This window comes from uncultured Sunxiuqinia sp. (assembly GCF_947495665.1).
In the GTDB taxonomy this organism is placed as follows: Bacteria; Bacteroidota; Bacteroidia; order Bacteroidales; family Prolixibacteraceae; genus Sunxiuqinia; species Sunxiuqinia rutila.
Genome location: NZ_CANLZV010000003.1, coordinates 54,527 through 75,522, shown reverse-complemented (window position 1 = coordinate 75,522; position 20,996 = coordinate 54,527). Strand labels below are relative to the sequence as shown.

General features: G+C 43.5%; 21 protein-coding genes. 16 read left to right on the top strand and 5 right to left on the bottom strand.

The window, feature by feature from the left end:
- Positions 1–113: 113 nt before the first annotated feature.
- The 5 genes from ruvX (at position 114) to Q1A18_RS05485 (ending at position 6,118) form a co-directional block, all read left to right on the top strand.
- Positions 114–536, top strand: a complete 423-nt coding sequence (ruvX, locus tag Q1A18_RS05505) for a Holliday junction resolvase RuvX (protein ID WP_299577926.1) — start codon at positions 114–116, stop codon at positions 534–536.
- The gene (gene def, locus Q1A18_RS05500) at positions 533–1,096 is read left to right on the top strand and encodes a peptide deformylase (protein WP_299577925.1); all 564 of its coding nucleotides are present in this window, start codon (positions 533–535) and stop codon (positions 1,094–1,096) included. The genes ruvX and def overlap by 4 nt, the downstream gene beginning before the upstream one ends.
- Positions 1,097–1,211: 115 nt before the next feature.
- Positions 1,212–3,209, top strand: coding sequence for a ComEC/Rec2 family competence protein (locus Q1A18_RS05495; protein WP_299577924.1), 1,998 nt, complete (start codon positions 1,212–1,214; stop codon positions 3,207–3,209).
- Between the two features lie 113 nt (positions 3,210–3,322).
- Positions 3,323–4,657 carry a Trk system potassium transporter TrkA gene (gene trkA / locus Q1A18_RS05490; RefSeq protein ID WP_299577923.1) on the top strand — a complete coding sequence of 445 codons (1,335 nt, stop codon included), beginning with the start codon at positions 3,323–3,325 and terminating at the stop codon, positions 4,655–4,657.
- A gap of 75 nt (positions 4,658–4,732) precedes the next feature.
- The gene (locus Q1A18_RS05485; protein WP_299577922.1) at positions 4,733–6,118 is read left to right on the top strand and encodes a potassium transporter TrkG; all 1,386 of its coding nucleotides are present in this window, start codon (positions 4,733–4,735) and stop codon (positions 6,116–6,118) included.
- A gap of 9 nt (positions 6,119–6,127) precedes the next feature.
- On the opposite strand, the gene Q1A18_RS05480 is transcribed toward Q1A18_RS05485, so the two are convergent.
- Positions 6,128–6,742: an L-threonylcarbamoyladenylate synthase gene (locus Q1A18_RS05480; RefSeq protein WP_299577921.1), complete on the bottom strand. Its 615-nt coding sequence runs from the start codon at positions 6,740–6,742 to the stop codon at positions 6,128–6,130.
- 168 nt (positions 6,743–6,910) lie between these two features.
- On the opposite strand from Q1A18_RS05480, the gene mnmD reads away from it, so the two are divergent.
- The 7 genes from mnmD to Q1A18_RS05445 all read left to right on the top strand — a co-directional run bounded on the left by mnmD (position 6,911) and on the right by Q1A18_RS05445 (position 11,874).
- Entirely contained in the window at positions 6,911–7,570 is a 660-nt protein-coding gene (gene mnmD, locus Q1A18_RS05475) for a tRNA (5-methylaminomethyl-2-thiouridine)(34)-methyltransferase MnmD (protein WP_299577920.1), read from the top strand.
- A 64-nt stretch (positions 7,571–7,634) separates the two neighbouring features.
- On the top strand, positions 7,635–8,246 hold the full coding sequence (locus Q1A18_RS05470) for an FKBP-type peptidyl-prolyl cis-trans isomerase (protein ID WP_299577919.1): 612 nt from the start codon (positions 7,635–7,637) through the stop codon (positions 8,244–8,246).
- 21 nt (positions 8,247–8,267) lie between these two features.
- Entirely contained in the window at positions 8,268–8,963 is a 696-nt protein-coding gene (locus tag Q1A18_RS05465) for an FKBP-type peptidyl-prolyl cis-trans isomerase (RefSeq protein WP_299577918.1), read from the top strand.
- Positions 8,964–9,057: 94 nt separating this feature from the next.
- Complete coding sequence (locus Q1A18_RS05460; protein ID WP_299577917.1) at positions 9,058–9,426, top strand: DUF3127 domain-containing protein; 369 nt, start codon at positions 9,058–9,060, stop codon at positions 9,424–9,426.
- A 131-nt stretch (positions 9,427–9,557) separates the two neighbouring features.
- Positions 9,558–10,514: a calcium/sodium antiporter gene (locus Q1A18_RS05455; protein ID WP_299577916.1), complete on the top strand. Its 957-nt coding sequence runs from the start codon at positions 9,558–9,560 to the stop codon at positions 10,512–10,514.
- A gap of 111 nt (positions 10,515–10,625) precedes the next feature.
- Entirely contained in the window at positions 10,626–11,399 is a 774-nt protein-coding gene (locus Q1A18_RS05450) for an NYN domain-containing protein (protein WP_299577915.1), read from the top strand.
- 37 nt (positions 11,400–11,436) lie between these two features.
- Complete coding sequence (locus tag Q1A18_RS05445) at positions 11,437–11,874, top strand: hypothetical protein (RefSeq protein WP_299577914.1); 438 nt, start codon at positions 11,437–11,439, stop codon at positions 11,872–11,874.
- Position 11,875: 1 nt separating this feature from the next.
- Here Q1A18_RS05445 and Q1A18_RS05440 read toward each other — a convergent pair whose 3' ends face one another.
- On the bottom strand, positions 11,876–12,283 hold the full coding sequence (locus Q1A18_RS05440) for a hypothetical protein (protein WP_299577913.1): 408 nt from the start codon (positions 12,281–12,283) through the stop codon (positions 11,876–11,878).
- Positions 12,284–12,317: 34 nt separating this feature from the next.
- Entirely contained in the window at positions 12,318–12,893 is a 576-nt protein-coding gene (locus Q1A18_RS05435) for an RNA polymerase sigma factor (RefSeq protein WP_299577912.1), read from the bottom strand.
- 296 nt (positions 12,894–13,189) lie between these two features.
- Between Q1A18_RS05435 and Q1A18_RS05430 the strand changes: the two genes are divergently transcribed.
- Positions 13,190–13,525 (top strand): DUF6249 domain-containing protein, encoded by a 336-nt coding sequence (locus Q1A18_RS05430; protein WP_299577911.1) that lies wholly within the window; start codon positions 13,190–13,192, stop codon positions 13,523–13,525.
- Positions 13,526–13,770: 245 nt separating this feature from the next.
- Here the strand turns inward: Q1A18_RS05430 and Q1A18_RS05425 are convergent, their stop codons facing one another.
- Positions 13,771–15,054, bottom strand: coding sequence for a M64 family metallopeptidase (locus Q1A18_RS05425; RefSeq protein ID WP_299577910.1), 1,284 nt, complete (start codon positions 15,052–15,054; stop codon positions 13,771–13,773).
- A 67-nt stretch (positions 15,055–15,121) separates the two neighbouring features.
- On the opposite strand from Q1A18_RS05425, the gene Q1A18_RS05420 reads away from it, so the two are divergent.
- A complete protein-coding gene (locus Q1A18_RS05420; protein ID WP_299577909.1) occupies positions 15,122–16,399 on the top strand; it encodes a mechanosensitive ion channel domain-containing protein in 1,278 nt (425 codons plus the stop codon).
- A 208-nt stretch (positions 16,400–16,607) separates the two neighbouring features.
- On the top strand, positions 16,608–17,090 hold the full coding sequence (locus tag Q1A18_RS05415; RefSeq protein WP_299577908.1) for an Lrp/AsnC ligand binding domain-containing protein: 483 nt from the start codon (positions 16,608–16,610) through the stop codon (positions 17,088–17,090).
- Positions 17,091–17,253: 163 nt separating this feature from the next.
- On the opposite strand, the gene htpG is transcribed toward Q1A18_RS05415, so the two are convergent.
- Positions 17,254–19,305 (bottom strand): molecular chaperone HtpG, encoded by a 2,052-nt coding sequence (gene htpG / locus Q1A18_RS05410; RefSeq protein WP_299577907.1) that lies wholly within the window; start codon positions 19,303–19,305, stop codon positions 17,254–17,256.
- Between the two features lie 193 nt (positions 19,306–19,498).
- Here htpG and Q1A18_RS05405 point away from each other — a divergent pair, with 193 nt between their 5' ends.
- Positions 19,499–20,965: an aminotransferase class V-fold PLP-dependent enzyme gene (locus Q1A18_RS05405; protein ID WP_299577906.1), complete on the top strand. Its 1,467-nt coding sequence runs from the start codon at positions 19,499–19,501 to the stop codon at positions 20,963–20,965.
- Positions 20,966–20,996: the final 31 nt, after the last annotated feature.

Here is a 20,996-nt window from a genome sequence, read left to right as displayed (position 1 = left end):
GCTACATCGCACTAAAAAACAGCCGCGTACAGCCCCTTCTCAATTCGATGTTTTTTACGCTTCTACTTTTTTTCTGCCCGGAGAATATTAATTTTGCACAAAATTTTATACCAATGGGAAGAATTCTGGCAATTGATTATGGGAAAAAACGGGTTGGGCTTGCAGTTACTGACCCGCTGCAAATTATTGCCACAAAACTAACTACGGTTCGGACTCATCTGATTTTTGATTTCTTGAAAGATTATTTTCAGCAGGAAAACGTTGAAAAAGTGATTATCGGCTATCCGCTTCAGATGAACAATGAACCCTCTGAAGCCGTTCAGTATATCAATCCGTTTTTAAAGCGTTTTCAGAAGCTTTATCCGGATATGCCCATTGAGCAAGTTGACGAACGTTTCACCTCCAAAATGGCTTTTCAGACCATGATTGATGCAGGGGTGAAAAAGAAAGACAGACAAGACAAAGGAACGATTGATGCCGTAAGTGCAACAATTATCCTTCAATCATATATGGAACAACAAAAATACAGATCATGATTTATCCGGTAACCGTATACGGCGATCCACTTTTACGTAAAGTAGCCGAACCAATTGACACCAACTCTGAAGAATTAAAAGAGCTGGTTGACAATATGTATGCAACCATGTACCACTCTGATGGCGTTGGCCTGGCCGCTCCGCAAATTGGCAAATCGCTGCGCATCTTTGTCGTTGATGCCAGCTCAGCTGCTGACGAAGACGAACCCGAACTGGAAGGCTTCAAAAAAGCCTTTATCAATCCCGAAATTCTGGAACGCACCGGCGACGAATGGGTGATGAATGAAGGCTGTCTGAGTTTGCCCGAAATCCGTGAAGATATTAGTCGTCCGGAACGAGTAAAAATCAAATACCTGGATGAAAACCTGGAAGAACACATCGAAGAATATGGTGGTTTCGCCGCTCGTGTCATTCAGCATGAATATGATCACCTGGATGGTATTTTACTGATCGATTACCTTTCTCCGTTGAAAAAACGCATGTTGAAAGGAAAGTTGACAGCTATTTCAAAAGGAAAAGTAAAGACTTCTTACCGCATTGTTTTGCCGGGCAAGAAGTAAGCTCATAGGCTGAAAGAGGGGGTTTTCCCCTTCTTTTGGCACCCTTCATGAAATAAATTCATATTTTACAAACCGAAAAAGACAGCCTGCCGTAAAAGTCTGAAAACAAAAGGCTGTGACTTTTTTCACCAATAACCCATTCACCCGAATCTTGAGTTTTTGGCTAATCGGCTTACTGATTGGCAACTATTTCCCACCCTTCAAGCTGGGTTTATGGGCACTGCTTTTTGTCTCCGCACTCTTCTGCCTGCTCAAGCTAAAAACAAAAACCTATCCTTTCGATCTCTACCTCTCCTCATTGCTGGCCATCAGCCTTGTAACCTTTTCCTCTTATACAGTTCCACCTCCCAAAATTACTGCTCCAGACCAACACCAGCACATCCTTGCAACACTTCTTGAATTCCCGACAGAGAAACCCAACTCCTACCAGGCAAAGCTAAAGATCCACCGGGCCGACTCAGCCGCCTACCACAACGAAACCATTTTGGCTTATTTCGAAAAAACAGATTCGGTGAATCAACTCCAGCCCGGCGACCAGCTGGTTGCAAAATGCCGGTTACAAGCCATCCGAAACCAGGGCACTCCTTACGGATTTGACTATCAAAAGTTTATGGCCAACCGCCAGATATATTACAGTACGTACATTTCAGCTAGAAATTATATCCGGATTCAAAAAGGCAACAGCAAGTCGCTGCTATTGCAGGCTGAACACTTACGATCGACCATGATTAACTTACTTAGGAGCTACATCAAAAACAAAGAGTCGCTGCAAGTTATTTCAGCCTTGACCCTGGGGTATCGCAAGGAGTTGTCTCCGGAAACCCGCTCCTACTTTGCATCTACCGGAGCCATGCACGTATTGGCAGTTTCAGGCTTGCATGTCGGCATGATTTACCTTTTCCTCTCCAGCCTTCTGGGCTTTTTAAAACGGTCACGCTTCGGAAGACTGTTCTATGTGCTGGCCATCGGACTCTTGCTGTGGTTTTATGCCTTGCTTACCGGTTTTTCGCCATCGGTACAACGGGCAACCGTCATGTTCAGCTTTATTTTGATTGGAAGCAGCCTGCAACGCCCGGCAGCCATTTACAATTCCATTGCAGCATCTGCCTTTATTTTACTACTGTTCAACCCCAATTTATTGTTTGAAGTTGGCTTTCAACTGTCGTATGCAGCAGTTACCAGCATTGTATTTTTCTTTCCTCGCCTCGAGTCGTTGGCTAAGCCCCGCCACAAGCTAACCAAAAAACTGTGGCAGCTATTTTGTGTTTCGCTGGCTGCCCAACTCGGAACATTCGCTTTATCCATCTATTACTTCAATCAGTTTCCGGTGTATTTCTGGCTCAGCAACTTTCTGGTAATTCCGGCCGCTTATCTCATTTTAGGCGGAACCTTTCTGTTCTTTATTTTTTCGCCAATCAGCTATCTTGCCGAAATTCTCGCAAGCCTCGTTTCTACAATTACTTTTGCCACCACGTTTCTGCTTCGTCAAATTGAGCAACTCCCTTTTTCATTGATTGAAAATATCAGCTTGTCCAGCCCACAACTGCTGCTCCTGCTTACTATGGGAGGTTGCCTTCTCTTTTTCATTAAACTCAAGCGAAAAGCTTTTTTCTTCACGTCCGTGATTCTTTTAGGCGGTTTCTTTCTGGCTGGCTTCTTTCAAAAACTACAAACCTTCAATCAGCAAAAGTTTATTGTCTATGCTGACAATAATGACATCCACCTCATAAATGGAAGAACAAACTACTTGATTCAAACTTCCAATGAGACGCCAAACCAACAGAATCTTCAGCCCGTAATCAATGCTCTGAATCTGGAGCCACCCATCCTTATTCACCTCGACTCCTGCAAGCAATACCAAAGCGACGATTTAATTATTGACGAGGCATTAATTGTTTTCATAGATCAAACTTTCCACTACCATAAACGTAATGTTAACCAATCGAACAAGATGTTTAAGCAACGGACAAAACAAGGGATGCTACCAAACAACACATCCCCGATTTGGGACACAAAAATTGATTCAGTACTGGTAAAAGAAGAGACTTTGAACTTGGCTAATCTGAAGGTCCGACAAGCTTTAGTGGCTGACCTTAAACCGAGCAACCGATAACATAATGTTAACGTTAGGCTCATCGGGCCGAAAAACAAGTTCAAATACATGGAAATTGTTGTTTTTATACCTTTCTTTACCGGGCTGAATTTTAGAATAAAGAGTAACGAGATATGAAGGTTGTTATTGTAGGTGCCGGCGAAGTTGGAACACACCTTGCCAAGATGCTGAGCAAGGAGAACCATGACATTGTATTGATGGATGAAGATGCGGATAAACTTTATCACATTTCCAGTCAAGTTGATCTGCTGACCGTCACAGGCTACGCCAATTCGTTTCGTGATTTAAAAGAAACGGGACTGGCTAAAGCCGATCTGTTTATTGCGGTAACGCCTTATGAAGAGCGTAACATTTTCGCCTGTGTTCAAGCCAAGGATATGGGCGTTCAGCGCACCATCGCCCGAATCAATCAAGGAGAATACCTGACCGAAAAGTACAAGGAAAAGCTACGGACACTGGGGGTTGATGAGCTTATTTATCCGGAAAGTTTGGCCGCCAAAGAAATTGCCTCTTCAATTAAACAGGTGGGAACCCGCCAAATGATTGAATTTTCGCAGGGGAAACTCACCCTGATGGGAATTAAAATCCGCGAGAATGCCCCCATTCTAAATAAGTCACTTGAGGAGTTAACATCTATCAACTCTGATATTCGGGCAGTGGCCATCAACCGTGAAAGTGAAACGATTATTCCTAACGGGAAAGACTGTATTCACAACGGAGACATTGTCTTTTTCATTACTACACGTGCCAACCAAAACCGGGTTTTTGAATTGGCCGGGAAAGAGATTTTTGCTGTTCGCAACGTCATGATCCTGGGGGGTAGCCGAATCGCTCAAAAAACGGTTGAACGCCTGGGCGACAGCTACAACATAAAAGTAATTGAGAGTGACAAAATCCGGAGTCAGCAAGTAGCCGACCGTTTTGAAAACATACTGGTTATTCAAGGTGATGGCCGAAACCTGGAATTATTGAAAGAAGAGCGGATTGAGCGAATGGATGCCTTCATTGCTGTTACAGGCAACTCGGAAACCAACATTCTATCGTGCCACCTGGCCAAAAGCCTTGGCGTAAAAAGAACGGTTGCCGAAGTAGAAAACATTGACTTTATGGGCATTGCTGAGAATATGGACATTGGTAGCCTGGTCAATAAAAAATTAATTGCAGCCAGTTACATTTACAAATATACACTAGGCGCTAAAGTGGCACAGGCTAAATGTCTGACAGCCTCCGACGCCGAAGTTTTTGAGTTCATTGCCAAGGAAGGCTCCCGAATTACCGAGCACCCCATTAAAGATCTGGAATTCCCCAGTGATGCCATCATCGGAGGCTACATCAGAGGAGTAAAAGGCTTCGTAGCCAAAGGAGATACGCACATTCAGGAAAACGATAAGGTAGTTGTTTTCGCCTTACCATCAGCCATTCAAAAACTGGATAAATATTTCAAGTAATTCGACCAAGCTATGCTCAATTTCAAGATAGTTTTTCGTGTTTTGGGTTTTTTATTGGTGGTTGAAGGGGTCTCGATGCTAATTGCAATGAGCATCTCTGCCATCTACCAGGATGCCGGACTATTTGCCTTATTAAAATCAGCACTCATCAGTATTGCAGTAGGCTCTTTGGCTTTGCTGTCAACACGGAAAGCCGAAAAGAAAATTGGGAAACACGAAGGATTCGTGATCGTTAGTTTGGTGTGGGTGGTCTTTTCCTTTTTCGGCAGTTTGCCTTACCTGTTTAGCCATTCAATTCCTGACTTGACCAATGCCTTTTTCGAAACCATGTCCGGTTTTACCACTACCGGATCATCCATTTTAAATGACATTGAATCGCTTCCCAATGGAATCCTATTTTGGCGAAGCATGACCCAATGGCTTGGTGGAATGGGAATTATCGTATTATCTTTAGCCATCTTACCCATTTTCGGAATTGGAGGAATGCAGCTGTTTGCTGCTGAGGTTCCGGGACCAACGCCCGACAAAATCAGCCCCCGAATTCGACAAACAGCCAAGAGTTTATGGATTATTTACCTGGGATTTACCATTCTGGAAACCCTGCTTTTATGGGCTGGCGGAATGACCTTATTCGATGCCATTAACCATTCATTCACTACAATGGCTACCGGTGGTTATTCTACCAAACAAGCATCCGTAGCCTATTGGTCGTCACCATTTATTCAGTATGTTATCATCTTTTTCATGTTCTTGGCCGGAACCAATTTCACCCTCTCCTATCTGGCCATTCATGGAAAGTTTGAAAAAGTTTATAAAAACGAAGAATTTAAATATTACATTCTTTTTATTGTAGGCTTTACGGCCATCATCTTTAGCGGACTGCTCATTTCTACCCAACTGGATTTTGAACTGGCGTTTAGAGATGCTCTGTTTCAGGTGGTATCCATCATAACCACAACAGGCTTTGCCACGGCTGATTACCTGACCTGGACCCCATTCCTGACCATTATTATCTTTGCGCTTTTCTTTTTCGGAGGAAGTGCCGGATCAACAGGCGGAGGGATCAAAATTATGCGGGTTGTTTTGCTCATGAAAAACAGCTATTACGAACTTCGCCGCTTGCTGCATCCCAATGCGGTTATCCCGGTTCGCTTTAACCGGCGCGCAGTTTCCGATCAGATCATCACCAACGTGCTGGCTTTTTTCATGTTCTACTTCATTATTTTCTTTCTCAGCACCATTCTTTACACCTTGGTTGAACCGGATCTGCAATCAGCCATGGGAGCGGTTGCCACTTCGCTGGGAAATATTGGACCAGGACTTGGAAATGTTGGGCCGGCGGAGAATTTCCACCATGTGCACCCGGCCGGAAAATGGTTTTTATCGTTTCTGATGTTGCTTGGACGCTTGGAGCTATTTACGGTTTTGGTACTTTTCTCACCAGCTTTCTGGAAAAAATAGGACGCGTTGCTATTCCTGCACCACGCCTTTACCCTGACGAACAATGGTTGGAACGTCCATGGTGCAATCAATAACGGTTGAAGCAACATTGTCTCCATAACCACCATCAATAACCAAGTCAGCAAAGTCTTCAAATTTTTCGTGTATCAACTCCGGATCAGTGGTGTATTCGATCACTTCATCCTCATCGTAAACTGAAGTCGAAAGAATCGGATTGCCCAACTGGTGCACAATTTCCCGAATGATATTATTGTCAGGAACACGAATTCCTACCGTCTTCTTTTTCCCTTTAAAGTACTTGGGAACATTGGAATTAGCCTCCAGAATAAAGGTAAAAGGACCGGGCAAATTTCGTTTCAGCAGCTTAAAAATTGTATTCGAAATCGGTTTGGCGTAGTCAGACAAATGGCTCAAATCACTACAAATGAAGGACATGTTCGACTTTTCGATTTGAACTTTCTTGTAGTGCGCAATTTTCTCCACCGCTTTCACATTGGTTATATCACAACCAATCCCATAAACCGTATCGGTGGGATAAATAATGATTCCTCCATTTCGCAAGACTTCCAGCACTTTCTCAATCTCGCGCTGATTCGGATTCTCTTCGTATAATTTTATCAGCATAATAATCAGTTAAAAGCCTTTCAAAATTAGCATAAAAATGTGGAAGCCAAGAAGAAAATGCCGAAATTCGCGCGCAGCAAATCGATCACAGCATCCGAACGGACTCTTTTCACAAGCAATTCAGAAGTTGATTGATTCCAATAAATGTATAATTGAAACACGCATACCATGAAACGATTCCTAAAACTGACCGAGGACGGATCGCACACCCTTTACTTGCCTGAAATGGATGAACATTTTCACTCCATACACGGGGCCATACAAGAATCCATGCATGTGTTTATCGCCAACGGGCTTAACCGCTGCACCAAAACCGAAATCAACATTCTGGAGATTGGTTTTGGCACGGGACTCAATACCCTGCTAAGCTTGTTGAATCGGCAGGAAAAAACCATTCATTATTATTCACTTGAAAAGTATCCGCTGACGGAAGCCGAATACAGCCAGCTGAACTATGCCCAAAATTACGATACAGAAACCCAGTCGCTTTTTTTGAACTTACACCATAGTGAATGGGGAAAACCGGTCCAAATTGCTCCAGGCTTTGAGCTGACCAAGCTGCAAGCCGACCTTTGTTCGGTTGATCTTGCACAATTCCCCTTTTTCGACCTGGTGTATTTTGATGCCTTTGCCCCGGACAAGCAACCCGAGCTGTGGACCGATGCCATTTTCAGTAAAATAAGTGCCCAATGCCAGCCCGGAGCAATCCTGACAACCTACTGTGCCAAAGGAGTTATTCGACGTTCGTTGCAGCAAAATGGTTTTCTCATGCACCGGCTTCCGGGCCCTCCTGGAAAACGACAAATGTTAATGGGCGAGAAAGCCTGATCTGGATCAGGGATATCACAAAAATTCCCTTATATTCGTAGCTCTTAAAAAAATTTAGAATTTTATGTCAGAACACAAATTTAAAGGAGAACTGGAAGAATTTAGTTATGCATTGGGATTGAGCATTTCAAGCAATCTCATTCAATCTGGAGTTAAAACAATTGAACCCGGCAATTTCATGCTGGCCCTCGAAGATATTTACACGGGAAAAGAACCGAAGTTAAGCCCCGATCAAGCCAATAAAATCTTGCAGGAGTTCATGGAAAAACAACAAAATGGACAAGGCAAGGAAAACCTGGAGCAAGGGCTTCAGTTTTTAGCTGAAAACCGCGCAAAAGAAGGCGTTCATGAAACAGCCAGCGGACTTCAATACACCATTTTGGAAGAAGGTGACGGCGAAAAACCAGGTCCTGCAGATCAGGTAAAATGTCACTACCATGGTACGTTGATTGACGGAACCGTTTTCGATAGTTCTGTTCAGCGCGGCGAGCCTGCTACATTCCCGGTAAACGGGGTTATTCAAGGATGGGTTGAAGCCCTTCAAATGATGACAACCGGATCAAAATGGCGCTTGTTTGTTCCTTCTGAACTGGCTTACGGTGATCGTGGTGCTGGTGGTGCTATTGGCCCAAACTGCACCCTTATTTTCGAAGTTGAATTACTGGAAATCGTCTAATTATATTTACAACAATCAAACATGAGATTTAAATCAATTCTTTTTTTATTGGCTGCAGTAGTGGTACTGGCAGCATGTCAACCACAAGGTTCTCGTAACGAAAACCTGGCCACAAGTGCAGATTCAGCTAGTTATGCCATTGGTGTTTTAGTTGGAGATCAAAACAAACAACAGCTGGAATCAACAGGTTCTGCTGACTTCAACACCGAAATTTTAGTTACTGCTTTTGAAAAGCAACTGAAAGGTGAAGAAACTAAAATGACCATTGAAGAAGCTCGTACCTTCATCCAGTCTTATTTTCAAAAGATGGCTGAAGCAGAAGGTGTTGCTAACGAAAAAGAAGGAGCTGAGTTTTTAGCCGCCAACAAAGAAAAAGAAGGTGTTACTGTAACCGAAAGTGGTCTTCAGTATGAAGTTATTGAAGCAGGCAATGGGCCAAAACCAACAGCCGAGCAGCAAGTAAAAGTTCACTATACCGGAACTCTGATTGACGGAACCGTATTTGACAGCTCAGTAGAGCGCGGTGAGCCTGCTACTTTTGGAGTTGGACAAGTTATTCCGGGATGGACAGAAGCTTTACAGCTAATGCCTGTCGGATCAAAATGGAAAGTTTATATTCCGGGCAACTTGGCTTATGGCCCTCGTGGTGCCGGTGCTGACATTGGTCCAAATGCAACCCTTATTTTCGAAGTAGAGCTGCTTGAGATTGTGAAGTAAACAGTTCTTGAAAACTTTTTAATAAACCCCTGGAATTTTTTTCTCAGGGGTCTTTTTTTATCCCTATTTTTGGCAACAGAAAAATATTGAAGTAATGAGTTTAGAAGTAAAAGGAAAAATCAACCAAATCTTAGACGTAAGTTCCGGAGTGAGTAAAGCCGGGAAAGATTGGAAAAAACAAGAGTTTGTGATTGAAGTAGTCGATGGTCAGTTTCCAAAGCAAATCTGTTTTACACTGTTCAATGACAAAATATCACTGCTGGAAGGATTGAATACCGGCGAAGATGTGAATGTTTCTTTCTCGGTTGAATCGCGTGAGTTTAATGGTCGCTGGTACCACAACATCAACGCCTGGCGTATTGACCGTCTGGCAGCCAACGGAGCTCCGGATATGTTACCTCCTGAATTTACTCCGGATGATATTCCACCAGAATCAAATAATCAAGACGATTTACCATTCTAAAAAGATACAGCTAAAGCGGAGTTCTACCAACTCCGCTTTTTTTGGCTTCAAGCTAAAACCAAAAGCAGACCAAACTGATTACCTTTGCTACTGTTACTAGCTTTTACAAGAATCAATTTTAGACTCAGATTATGACCCTGCAGATTTTGTTATTGTTAGTTGGCTTAGTGTTGCTTATAAAAGGTGCTGACTGGATGGTGAGCGGAGCCTCATCCCTGGCCAAAAAGTACCATGTTTCAGATTTGGCCATTGGCCTTACCATCGTTGCTTTTGGCACCTCTGCTCCCGAGTTGGTCGTCAATGTTTACTCCTCCCTTCAAGGACACCACGATCTGGTTTTTGGGAATGTCATCGGAAGTAACAACATTAATTTATTTGTCATTCTCGGACTTGCCGGCCTCATCACCCCCATGGTGGTGCAATCGAGTACCGTTTGGAAAGAGATTCCACTTTCGCTGTTTGCAGCAGTCTTGCTCATTGTACTGGCCAACGATTGGCTGTTTCCAAACGCTCATATCCTTTCCCGTCTCGACGGACTAATTCTCTTAGCGCTGTTTGGCTCTTTTCTATTTTATGTATACAAACAACTAAAGACTGACAAACAGGAAGCTGCCCCGGAGCAAAAACAATTCAAACCACTTCAAATTTGGGTCTTGATTCTTGTTGGTATGGCTGGCTTAGTGATTGGCGGGCGGCTGGTAGTTACCAATGCCGTCAGTATGGCAACAGCCTTGGGAGTTAGCGAAAAAATTATCGGGCTAACAATTATTGCCCTGGGAACTTCATTGCCCGAATTGGCTACTTCCGTCGTAGCCGCACTGAAGAAGAACAATGATATTGCTGTTGGAAACATCATCGGGTCCAACATCTTCAATATCTTCCTGATTCTTGGTGTCAGCTCTCTTTTGAGTCCCATTGAATACAACCCGGTTTTCAATACCGATATGCTGCTGCTGTGTTTCGGAACGTCACTGCTGTTTATTGCCATGTTTACCGGAAAGAAGAAAAAACTCGACCGTTGGGAAGCCGGTTTACTTCTGCTGATTTATGTGGGATACACGATTTACATCATCAGCCAGGAAATATAATGGGCTACGGAATTACTTATCGTTAATACTAGGTTTTGCTTGCTTATTTTTAAGCATTCATGGTGTGTTTCTATCGCATTATGACTAATTTGCAGCAAATAATTTTCAACAATGGACCTAAAATTAGCGGTGTTAATCGATGGCGACAATATCCCATCGGCCTATGTAAAGGAAATGATGGAAGAGATCGCCAAGTATGGCAACCCCACCATCAAGCGGATTTATGGGGACTGGACCAAGCCCAACCTGTCGCGCTGGAAAAACCTCCTGCTTGAAAACGCCATCACTCCCATTCAGCAATACGGATACACTACAGGAAAAAATGCCACCGACTCGGCCATGATTATCGATGCCATGGATATTCTTTATTCGGAAAAAGTGAATGGGTTTTGCCTGGTATCGAGCGACAGCGATTTTACCCGGCTGGCTACGCGCCTGCGCGAAGCCGGTATGAAAGTATTTGGCATTGGCGAGAAGAAGACTCCCGACCCCTTCATTGTGGCTTGTGATAAGTTCATCTACATTGAAATTCTGAAAAACGAACCAGAGGAAGACGAATCAGAAGTAACGAAAAGTAAGGCTCCTCCGAAAAGTAATCTGGACAAAATAACGCCTAAGGTCATTCGCCTGATTGCCTCGTCCATTTCGGACTTGGCAGATGATGATGGCTGGGCTTTCCTGGGGGATGTGGGCAACCTGATTCAAAAAAAACAACCCAACTTCGACTCTCGAAACTATGGATTCCAGAAGTTAACTCCGCTCATTAAATCGATTCCGGACTTCGAAATTGACCAGCGGGAAAACACCAAAGGGCAACTCAAACTAATTTATGTTCGAAAAAAAGAAAAGCCGAAAGCAAAAGCAAAAACACGCAGTCGAAATTAGTTCGCTTTTCGACAACAATCGCAAAAACATCGAACCAATGAAAGCAACACCTTACCCCTGCTCGTTTACGGACACTATAAGGCAACTCGTTTCGCTACTGCTGCTGTTGTTGGTATCCTACTCAGCATCATCTCAGAAGCAGGAAGAGCAAATTTGGTTTATTGCCAGTGAGCTTCCTTCCTTTCATTACAAAGGGGGTTTATCACTTAACGAAAGCTTTATGCGGTATGTCCAAGACAGCTTACGGCTCCCGGCTCCTACGTGTCAGGGGAAAGTGCTGGTATATTTTGTGGTTGAAAAGGACAGCACCATCAGCCAGGTTAAAATACGACAAGGACTGGAAAACTGCCCAAATTATGAAGAGGAAGTGCGGAGACTGCTGTTGAATATGCCCCCTTGGGTACCCGGGAAAAATGGCGATGAAGTGGTTCGCGTGAGCATGAGTATGCCTATCATTTTTGAACCAAAGCCTTAACTCAATCCGCTTTTTTGCGTTTCAAAATCCATTGATCGAGCAACAATAAAAAGGTAGCCGACAAGAAAATCACAACTATATACTGTGGTAAGCCCCCCAAAACACCGGTTACTTTTTCACCGGCTTCAGCAGCGCCCGACCAGTCAAGCTGGGGCAGCCATCCAAAGAATTTGCTTTTGCCCGATGCAGCCGGCTCTGCTCCCGTGCTAAACATAGCAAGCAGCACATAGCTGCCAATCAGCAAATAAAACACACGTAAAAACCATTTATTCAGAACAGGTTTATATTCCGAAATTTGGCTGGATTCAGCATAAATCCGGTTCATCACCTCAAGCGTAAAGTTGCCTGGTGCTTTCTCCGGCTGGTAAGCCTTCATCAATTCCTTGAAATTAGCATCTGTCTTTCCCATATCGTGTCCTTTCTCTTCCGTTTACAATGTCTCCTTACAATTCATTAAAAACAGCTTCTTCCAGGTTTTCTTTCAAAAAGCTATACATTTTCTTTCGTGCCCGGTATATTTTCACCTTCACATTGCTCTCACTCAATCCTGTAATCTGCACGATGTCTTCCACCCGTTGTTCTTCGTAATAAAACAAGGTGATCAGCACCTGGTCGTCCTCGGGCAAGGTTTCCAAAGCCTTTTTCAAACTTCGGCCCAATTCTTCCTTGTCAATTTCATGCAGCCGGCTATGGATACTCATTTCATCCTGATCCGACAGTTGCTGCTCATCCAGGGAATGGATTTCGACTTTACGCTTTCGCAGAATCGTGATCGCCCCATTGTAGGTAATCCGGTAAAGCCAGGTCGAAAACTTCGAATTTCCCTTGTACGTTCCGATGGACTGAAAGGCCTTAACAAAAGTATCTTGCGCCAGCTCTTCTGCATCTTCTGTGTTTTTCAGCATTTTCAACGCTAAGCCATAGACCATATCCCGGTACTTTTCAACCAAATACGAAAAGGCAGAACTGTTGCCTCCCCTCACCTGCTCAATGTAATAATGATCATCCTTTAGGTTCATGCTACATTTTTGACGAGTGATTTGACCTTCGGTTACAAAAAATACGAAAATTTTGATTGATTTCAGGCATACTTCAATCAGGCTGCTATTTCCTGCGGGAAAAAAGTTATACGCTCAAAAATTGCTTAAGCGAAAAGCAAAGTATGGGAAAAGCAAAAATCAATCCTCCAACACCCCAAAAGCAAGCCCCTTGAAATTAAATTGATCTAAAAAAAAGTAAAAGGCTTGTAACCCACTCCCAAAAGCTGCGTCATAAGGTCGACAAAAATGAAAAGAAACAATTAAAACATAAAGTTATGAACGAAGCAATTGTAATACCCGTAAGTTTTTTCGCTTTTATCTTTGCCATGGTGTACGTCTTTCTGACAACCCGCAACAAAGAACGGATGGCGATGATTGAAAAGGGAACTGACCCTACAATTTTTAAGGGAGCAGGCAAAGTGTCCAATTTTCTGACACTGAAAACTGGCTTGTTATTTATTGGTGTAGCTCTGGGAGTATTGTTCGGAAATATTTTGGATAATGTCACCTCGCTTGAAGAGGGCACGGCTTATGTCTCCATGATCTTCCTGTTTGGAGGACTGGGATTGGTAGCCGGCTACTGGATGCAAGCCCAAAAAACAAAAGAATAACACCAGCAGCAAAGAAGTGGTTTCCTTTTTGAATTCCACCGCTGGTCCGATTGATTGAGCAGTGTACCCAAAGCGTCTGAGCAAGGCTCCCATACTCCTTGGCTAGTGTGCCCAAGCATCCTGACCAGTGCGACCAAGCATCGTGGGTAAGGCACCCAAGCCTTCCGGCCAGCATACTCAAGCAGCCTGAGTAAGGCACCCAATAAAGCCCTTCCGATTTTCCCGGAAGGGCTTTATTTTAACGATTATTTGCAATGCCAGTCAATTACTTGTTCAATGGCTTGCTGGCAGACCGGGCAAAAGCCCTTGGGGCCGTTACTCTTCATGCGGCAATCCATGACCGGACTGTAAATTCCTTTTTCGCTGTAGCCACCGCCTTCAAATAAACCAACCACATCATCATATTTGGCGATACGGGGCGTTGGCTGGGGCGTTGCGTCATCAATCAGCTCGGCCCACTTCGACTGGAAATTAACCAAGGTGGTAATGTTGGCTTCCCAAGGTTCAACCTCCAGGTTGTAATAGTCGCTGTAGGCCACTCCCGAAGTGTAATACTCATCGGCCAGTCCGGCAAAACCATGCCCAAACTCATGGATAAACACCTTTTCCGCCAGCGGATCATCAACCGAAGTAATTGAAAGAAAATTGTAAAAGCCGCCACCACCATACCGATCGGTATTCACCAATAAATAGATATGGTCGTAGGGCACAACAGAGGCCGCATCATGAATAGAGAGCATATCCTGGGTCGTCAGATAGCGGGGCGTGTCGAAGGTATAAAAATGCGAATTAAAAGCTGTGTTCTTATAGATGTATTCTCCGGGAATATCGGTTCCGGCCTCGACGGAAGGAACTTTCACGGCATACCAGTTAAAATCCTTCTGATGACGTTTGAAAGGCTGCGTTTCAAACAAGGCCTTGAGCATACGACGGGCATCGGTTAAAAACTTATCCATTTCATCGGCGGTATAACCCTCCGGCAAAATCACCACATCAACCTTCGTTTTGGGGTTTCCATTTTCTAACAAGTTCTCCACTTCATAATCAGGAACCTGCTCATCCAAAATGAAATAATTGTCCGGATCAATTTCGGTCTTGAAAACAGGTTCAAACACCCCTTCCCAATTCCGTTGTTCAATAATAAACCGACAGATCTTTTTAGGAAACGGACAAACAGCCACCTGGTAAAAGCTTCCTTTTTGCTTTTTGGCTTCCTCAGTGGCCTGCCACTCCTGAAAGATGGGACAAAATCCTCTGGAGAAAATCACCTCATCCGTGGCCACATCAACCAGCTGGTAACGGTAAGTCCCCTTGGTGTTCGCCTCCACTAAATTCACATGTGAACCTCCATAATAAGGTTCCTTTTTGAGTTGTTTGATAACGACTTCAGCCGTTTGATCAGTGCCTCCCAACAAATAATCAATCCGTAAAGTCTTGTTTATGAAGTATTCTGAGAAATCGCCCCGGGCCAATAAAAACTGAGGAAGAATCACAAGTACAAAACTGAGTAATCTCCATTTTATAATCATAACAAAATCATTAATTTTAACTCCTAAAAATAATCACAATTCTACAAATTCCTTTGATCTTTATCATATGAACTACCTCTTGACATTTTTCAAAACCTTGCTTCGGGATATGAATGTTCCTGATGGCGCCGCAAATTCAATTGCCATATTTTCCTGTCTTATCGTTTTATTTCTGGTAGCACGTGCCGCCCATTGGCTCACACGTCGCATTCTGGCCAAGGTGGTTCATCAGTTTGTTTCGAAAACAAAAACACAATGGGATGACTTCCTTGTTAAACGCAAAGTTTTTAGTGCATTGGCGCACCTTTCATCGGCATTTTTGCTGTATTACACCCACGATTTCTCGGACAGTGAATTTATCAGTAGTTTCCTGCTCGGCCTTTCCCGAATCTATTTTATCGGCATCTTTACCCTGTTTGCCGTAAGGTTCGCTAATGCCGCCAACGATATTTACCAAACCACCCCCTACGCTGCTAACCGCCCCATCAAAGGATACATCCAGCTGCTTCAGATTCTAATCATTTGCATCTCCATTATTTTTGTGATTTCTATTCTAATCGGGAAATCACCCCTTTTCCTGATTGGAGGTTTGGGTGCCATTGCGGCGGTCTTACTCTTGGTTTTTAAAGATACCATCTTAAGTCTGGTTGCCAGTATTCAACTATCGGCCAACAAGATGCTTAAGCCAGGCGACTGGATTGCCATGCCCAGCCACAACGCCGATGGTACCGTTATTGACATCAGCCTAAACACGGTAAAAGTGCAAAACTGGGACAAAACCATTACCACCATTCCAACCTACGCTTTGGTGTCCGAATCGTTTAACAACTGGGTGGGAATGGAAGAATCCGGCGGACGTCGCATTAAACGCTCGGTTAATTTGGATATGCGAAGCGTACGTTTTTGCGATCAGGCCCTACTGGATAAGCTAAATCGTTTCTACCTGCTAAAAGATTATCTGCAGCAGCGCGAAAAAGAAATTAAGGAACACAACAAGAAATTAAATATTGAAGAAGGTGACGTTTACAATGGGCGGCGACAAACCAACCTGGGTATTTTTCGTCATTACCTGGAAAACTATTTGCGTCAGCATCCTAAAATTCATCAGGATATGACGTTTTTGGTTCGTCACCTGCAACCCTCTGAAAAGGGATTGCCTTTGGAATTTTATGTCTTCAGTAAAGATCAGGAATGGGCAAAATATGAAGAGATCCAAGCCGATATCATGGATCATGTACTGGCCATTTTACCGGAATTCGGACTGCGGATATTCCAAAGTCCAAGTGGTAACGACATTACCGACCTTTTAAATCAAGCAATTACGCCCATTCAAAAGAACGCGTAAGGGTGTGATTTTTCAATGATCCGAAAGGCGCTATTTAAAAAAAATAAACTATTTTCGCCGACAAGATCTAAAACAACTATTTTATAACCATCTTTTCGCATTTACTTACGAATCATAACAAATGACCTGCAATAAAATACGGTTAATTAATTATAGTTGATTTTTTATATCTTTAGCTTTTAGTTTCGAAGTTGAAAAAATATTAAGAATGAATCAAGATCATACTACAGTTCCGCTACCGCAAATTGACGAGTTGGATGAGAAAATCCTTCGGTTAATAACTAAAAATGCCCGAATTCCTTTCCTGGAGGTAGCCCGCGAATGTGGCGTTTCGGGTGCAGCTATTCACCAACGTGTGCAACGCTTGTTGAATTTGGGGGTGGTTTCAGGAAGTGAATTTATTGTTAATCCCTCTAAATTAGGGTATAACACTTGCGCTTACATGGGACTTTTCCTTGATAAGGCCAAATACCACACCCAAGTGGTTGAAGCCCTGAAAAAGATTCCGGAGATTGTTGAATGTCACTACACCACTGGTTCGTATGCTATTTTTGTGAAAATACAAACCAAAACCAACAACCACCTCAAACGCATTATCGATGAGGAATTGCAAGAGGTTGACGGCATTGCTCGAACTGAAACATTTATTTCATTGGAGATGGAATTCAAACGCCAGGTTCCGATTAAGTAGTAAGACAAAAAATAACTTTAGCGCCTCCTTCAACCAAAGGGGGCGTTTTTGTTTTGCTGCATTCTGCAATGCTCGCCAAATCCTTTGAAAACAAAAAAAGAGCAACCGGGCTAAAGCCCCATCGCTCTTTTTCGTACTTCAGTAATTTTATTTGAATTCTGGTCTACTTGATCAGCTCAACGCTACGGCGCACAAACTGATCCAACGCTTCGCCTTTCAGCATGCCGTTAGCCAGCAAAGCCAAATCAACCAACTGTTTGGTCAGCTTATTCTGTTTACCGAAGTCTGTCAATTTTGCCCGCTTTTGCTGCTCCAGTTCCGCAATCGTTTTGCTAAGGTCTTCCAGTTTTTCTTTGTCAGCTGCCGGAACTTCTTCCTCTTTCTTTCCTTCTTTCGCTTTTTCCAACTCCTGACGTTCTTGCTTTTTACCGGCCAGTTCATCTTTGATGGTGATAAACTCCTCGCCCATCTTGTTTTCTTTGGCCTCCAACACTTTTTGCACCAACGGATGAGCCGTGTTAACCACCAGGTTCAGGCTGTCGGGCAAATCGCCATACATGCTCATACCACCCTGTAGTTGTCCCATGTCTTTCATGCGTCGCATGAATTCATTGCGGGTAATCACAATTGGCTGGCCCTTCTCCCCCATGTTTTTAAAGTCAACAATGTAGTTTACACCATTCGTTTCGGGACACACGGCCTGGAAAATCGGACTTAGCTCTTCTTTCTCTTCCCAGCTCAGGCTTTCTGTTTCTTCTTCTTTCTGAATCAGGTTTTCAACCACATCCGAGTCAACCCGTACAAAGCGCTTGTCGGAGTATTGCTGCTCAAACTTATTCAGCAGCGGAGTTGCCAGCACATTATCCATCACCAACACATCGTATCCTTTATCTTTAGCCGTTTGAACAAAGGTGTACTGCTCGTCCATATTGCTGGTATATAAGTAAACCAGGTTGTTGTCCTTGTTGGTTTGGTTTTCCTTAATCAGATTTTCATATTCTTCAAAAGTGAAATACTTTCCATCGGTATTTTTAAACAGGAAGAAGTTCATCGCCCGTTCAGCAAATTTTTCATCGGTCAGCATTCCGTATTCGATAAAAATCTTCAGGTCATCCCATTTCTTCTCAAAATCTTCCCGGTTGTCTTTAAACAACTGGTTCAAACGATCGGCCACTTTTTTAGTGATGTGGCTGCTAATCTTTTTCACATTTGAATCGCTCTGCAAATACGAACGAGATACGTTCAACGGAATATCCGGCGAGTCAATCACCCCATGCAGCAAGGTCAGGAATTCGGGTACAATTCCTTCTACCGAATCGGTTACAAAAACCTGGTTCGAGTACAGTTGAATCTTATTCTTCTGAACCTCGATGCTGTTTTTCAATTTTGGGAAATACAAAATTCCGGTCAGGTTGAATGGATAATCCACATTCAGGTGAATGTTAAACAACGGATCATCGCCCATGGGGTAAAGCTTGCGGTAAAACGAAGCATAATCTTCCTCTTTCAAATCAACCGGAGCTTTGGTCCAGGCTGGGTTTGTTTCATTGATCTGATTGTCTTCTTCCGTTTCCACTTGTTGGCCATCTTTCCATTCGGTTTGTTTTCCGAACACTACTGGCACCGGCAAAAACTTACAATATCTATTCAGAATTTCAGAAATCCTCTCCTTATTTAGGAATTCTTTGGAATCTTCATTCACATACATGATAATGTCCGTTCCCACACCATCACGATCAGCCTCTTCAATGCTGTATTCCGGACTTCCATCGCATGACCATTTTACGGCAGTAGCTCCTTCCTGGTGCGACTTAGTGACAATTTCCACCTTGTCCGAAACCATGAAAGAAGAATAGAAACCCAATCCGAAATGTCCAATAATCGCATTCGCATCGTTCTCGTATTTTTCAAGGAATTCATTGGCTCCCGAGAAAGCAATCTGGTTGATGTATTTTTCAATTTCATCGGCTGTCATTCCAATCCCGTTGTCCGAAACGGTGATGGTCTTTTTCTCTTCGTCCAACGAAACCCGCACTTTTGCATCTTCTACTGAAGCTTTTGTTTCGCCACGGCCAGCCAATGTTTTTAATTTTTGAGTCGCATCAACAGCATTTGACACAATTTCACGAAGAAAAATATCGTGATCTGAGTATAAAAACTTTTTGATGATCGGGAATAAATTGTCACTTGAAACGCCAATTTTACCTTTTTGCATCGCTATTTATTTTTTTAGTTTAACATCGAATTTTACGGCTGCATATTTTCAAAGCCTGTGCCACTTCCAAAAAATGACGAATTGTCACCATCGTTTTCCCCCACCTGCTTTTTTGAATGAAAAAAAATGACTTTTTTCTGTTCATATGTCAGTTGAAACACCTTATTTTGCCGTGGTAGAATATAAAAGAAAGATGAGTCAACTGGAAAACTATTTTAGCACATTTCGGGAAAACATCATTGGAATTGACCAATCATTTACAAGCCCGTTTGGAACCCAAAAAATACTTTATGCCGACTGGATTGCCAGCGGACGTTTGTACCGTCCCATTGAACAGAAGCTTCAGGAACAATTTGGCCCGTTTGTAGCCAACACCCATACCGAAACCAGCGAAACTGGTGCCTTAATGACCAAGGCCTATCAGTTGTCTCATCAGATCATAAAAAAACATGTCAATGCCGGGCCCAATGATGTCATCATTACCGCCGGCTTCGGAATGACTACAGTTATTAATAAGTTTCAGCGTATTCTAGGGTTGAAGGTCTGCGGTAAAATATCGGGGAAAAAGTGTATCCACGAACGCGAAAAGCCAGTGGTTTTTATTACGCACATGGAGCACCATTCGAACCACACCAGCTGGTACGAAACCATTGCTGACGTGGTCATTATTGAGCCGGATGAAAACCTGCTGGTAAAACCGGAAAATTTGCGCAAGAAACTGGAAGAATATAAAGACCGGCCGTTTAAAATCGGCTCATTTACGGCATGTTCCAACGTAACAGGAATTCGTACGCCCTACTACGAACTGGCTAAAATTATGCATGAATTTGGGGGCGTAGCCTTCATTGACTTTGCTGCTTCGGCCCCGTATGACGAGATAGACATGCATCCCGAAGACCCGATGATGAAGTTGGATGCCATTCTGTTTTCGCCGCACAAATTCTTAGGGGGTCCCGGCTCTTCCGGCGTTCTGGTATTCGACAAATCGATGTATCACAACACCGTACCCGACCACCCCGGAGGCGGAACGGTAGACTGGACCAACCCTTGGGGAAAATACAAGTATGTGGACAATATTGAAGCTCGTGAAGATGGTGGGACACCGGGTTTTTTACAATCCATTAAGACCGCTCTCTGCTTTCAACTAAAAGATCAAATGGGTATGGATAACATCCGCGCCCGCGAGGAAGAGTTGTTGCAACTTGCTTTCGAAGGGCTGGACAGCATTCCGGAAGTCAAAATTCTGGCCGATCAGGATCGTGACCGGTTGGGGGTCATTTCATTTTATGTGCCCGGAATTCATTACAACCTGTTAGTTCAGCTGCTCAACGATCAATATGGCATTCAGGTGCGTGGCGGCTGTGCTTGTGCAGGCACCTACGGCCATTTCTTATTGGAAGTAACGGCCGAGCGTTCTTCTGAAATTACCGAACAAATCAACTTGGGCGACATGTCCGAGAAGCCCGGCTGGGTGCGTTGGTCGCTCCATCCGACAATGACCAATGCGGAAGTCAATTTATTTATTGAAGCCTTGAAAGACATCATTACTAACAGCAGCAGCTACTGCGAAAATTATGAGCCTGTTCCCCGCACCAACACCTTCCGCCATAAAGATGAAAAAGACTATCATCTGAAAGCCGAAGAATGGTTTGAACTGTAAAGCCCGGAATGCCGGGGTGATTCAGCCAATG